We start from the raw sequence: 2,880 nt of genomic DNA on the forward strand, positions 1-2,880 counted from the left end.
GTCCGGCGAGGAGATCAAGCAGTTGATCGCCGGCCACAAGCCCGCACGCGACCTCGGCGACGATACGCCGCCAAGTCGTGGCTCGGCCGTGCCGAAGTCCGGCGGCCGCCGCAAGAAGGGTCCTGAGCCCGAAGGCGGTATGGAACCACAGCCGTCGAGCTGAGTTCGGCCACCGATTTCATCGAACGCCGCGGCTTGCTCCGCGGCGTTTTTTGTTTTTGGCGTTGGGGAGGAGTTGTCCGCGACCTCGCATCTGCGACGGTGACGATTGGCGAAAGTCTAGGTGATAGCCAATCTCCCCCACAAGGGGGAGATTGGCAACGTCGCCGCTGGCGTGCCCTCGAAGGCAACAAAAAGGCCCGCGAACCCTGCGGTTCGCAGGCCTTCTCTTCTTCAGATGTCTTGTCGCTCAGCTCTTCAGCTTGGCATTGCACAGGCTGTAATAACCGCCGCCCTTCTGGATCCAGCGAAGGCCGTTCAACGTGCCCGCGTCCTTGTTGCCATGGTAGCCCTGGAGACAGGTCTTCATGCGCGCCTTCGCGGGCTTTTCGGTCTTGAACTCGGCGGCCAGCGTGGTCGGAAATGTCACGCCCGCGGGCGCTACAGTGGGGGCGACCGCCGCGCTGGTTTCTTTTTTCGTCTGCGGCTCGGTTTTGACCGTATCCTCGCTGACACTGTCCGCTGCTGATGTCGCGCACTTCTCCTTGCGAAAAGCCGTCCAGTCCATGCCGTTCAGAGTGCCGCCTTCCTTGGCTGTTCGATAGGTCTCGCCGCATTCCTTCATCGTCAGTGCGCTTGCGGGGGCGACGCTCCAAGCGACAAATGCGGTCGCAGCCAATACCGCCAATTTCAAACCGTGCATAAGACCCTCCTGGTTGATAATAAGTTTGACGTCTTTTTGTATATGGTTTGTTCTCTATATGTTCAACCAGAATCTTTACGGACTACCGATGAGCTTGGCGGTGGGCAGTGTAGGCGAATTGATGATGCCGGCAGCCCGGCGACATGCAGATGCGAGCAAGGCAGTGTGCGTCTTCGCGCAACAAAAAAGGCCCGCGCATCTTGCGATGCGCGGGCCTTTGTTTGGAGACTATGGCTAAGCGATCAGCTCTTCAGCTTGGCGTTGCACAGGCTGTAGAAGCCGCCGCCCTTCTGGATCCACTTCAGGCCGCCAAGCGAATTGGCGTCCTTGAGGGCATAGTACTGGTCGAGGCAGGTGTGCATACGGCCCTTTCCGGGGGTCTCGCTGGTATATTTCGGCGAGATCGCGGACGGGAAGGTGACGCCCTTGGGCGCAGCCGTCGTCGGCTTCGCCGGCTCCTTGGTGTAGCTCGCCTCGTCGGCGGCCGGCACGGTGTCGTCATCCGAGGCGGCTGCGCCGCACTCGGTCTTGCGGAAGTCGTTCCACTTCATGCCGTTCAGCGTGTTGGCCGTCTTGGCGGCCTGATACTTGGTGCTGCATTCGGCCATGCTCAGGCCCTTGCCGCCATTGTCTGCGGGAGCGGCGGGAGCCGCGGCGGCCTTGGTGGTCGCCGGCTTGGCGGCGGCAGCGGCGGATGCACCGGCGGCGCATTCGGATTTGCGGAAGTCGTTCCACTTCATGCCGTTCAGCGTGCCGGCAGCCTTCGCCGCCTGATACTTGGTGCTGCATTCCTTCGCCGTCAGGCCCTTGGCCGTGCTGTCGTCCGCCGCGGCGGCAGCCTTCGTGGTGTCGGTCGCTTTCTTGGCATCGGCCGGCTTGGCGTCGGTCGTCGCTGCGGCGTCGGTACCGCACTGAGCCTTGCGGAACTGGTTCCAGGTCGCTCCGGCCAGTGTCCCCGCATCCTTGGCGGCGTTATACTTCGTGCTGCACTCGGCCATCGTCAGTGCGTTGGCTGGCGCGGCCAGGAACAAGGTCGCGACGGCGAGGCCGGTCAAAGTGGCAAGTCGGTGGATGAGCATAGCGTTTCTCCGTTGCAGCAGCCCATGATACGTCCCTGCAAATCAATAACGCTCAACGGTCGGTTGCGCCAGATGCTAAGTGGCGTATATATCGCCGAAAATCGGCTTCTCCCGATAAGGTGATGAAATCGTTGTCCGTTGCCTGGTTCAGAGCAAGATTTTCCTGGTGCATCCGCGCTGAAAGGCTCGAATGACTTGTATATTGCAGCATGGCAGTCTGGGCATGTCAGGTTGCGGCCACGTTGTGTGCAGTGCACAACAATGGTTTTCTAAGGATTGGTAACGTATAATCACACAATGTGATCATAGCGCCCTGGCCACTTGTGGCATGACGTGCCGGGGAAGAAACGTCGAGGAAGCTGACTGGCATGGCAGGGAATTATTTCGGCACGGACGGCATTCGCGGACGCGCCAACAAGTTTCCGATGACCGCTGAAATCGCGATGCGGGTCGGCATGGCCGCCGGCCTTTCTTTCCAGCGCGGCAGCCATCGACATCGTGTCGTGCTCGGCAAGGACACCAGGCTTTCCGGTTATATGATCGAGAATGCCATGGTCGCCGGTCTTTGTGCCGCCGGCATGGACGTGTTCCTGCTCGGCCCGATCCCGACGCCGGCTGTCGCCATGCTGGTGCGTTCGCTGCGCGCCGATATCGGCGTCATGATCTCGGCCTCGCACAACCCCTATTACGACAACGGCATCAAGCTGTTCGGACCCGACGGCTACAAGCTCTCCGACGAGATCGAGGAGCGCATCGAGAGCATGCTCGACAGGGATATCGAACTGGCGCTCGCCGACTCCGACGGGCTTGGCCGCGCCAAGCGCGTCGACGGCGTGCATGACCGCTACATCGAATTCGCCAAGCGCACCTTGCCGCGCTCGATGTCGCTCGCGGGCTTGAGGATCGTCGTCGATTGCGCCAATGGCGCGGCCTACAAGG

The 2,880-nt window shown here is 61.2% G+C and carries 2 protein-coding genes and 1 pseudogene; 1 reads left to right on the top strand and 2 read right to left on the bottom strand.

What is annotated here, in order from left to right; all coding sequences use genetic code 11:
• Positions 1-409: 409 nt before the first annotated feature.
• The gene (locus tag ENZ75_RS27190; RefSeq protein WP_013529153.1) at positions 410-862 is read right to left on the bottom strand and encodes a hypothetical protein; all 453 of its coding nucleotides are present in this window, start codon (positions 860-862) and stop codon (positions 410-412) included.
• A gap of 242 nt (positions 863-1,104) precedes the next feature.
• Complete coding sequence (locus ENZ75_RS27195) at positions 1,105-1,941, bottom strand: hypothetical protein (RefSeq protein ID WP_063169197.1); 837 nt, start codon at positions 1,939-1,941, stop codon at positions 1,105-1,107.
• A 368-nt stretch (positions 1,942-2,309) separates the two neighbouring features.
• Between ENZ75_RS27195 and glmM the strand changes: the two are divergent.
• A pseudogene (gene glmM / locus ENZ75_RS27200) lies at positions 2,310-2,880 on the top strand (phosphoglucosamine mutase); the annotation flags it as partial.

Source organism: Mesorhizobium sp. M7A.F.Ca.CA.002.04.1.1 (assembly GCF_004022805.1).
GTDB lineage: Bacteria > Pseudomonadota > Alphaproteobacteria > Rhizobiales > Rhizobiaceae > Mesorhizobium > Mesorhizobium ciceri.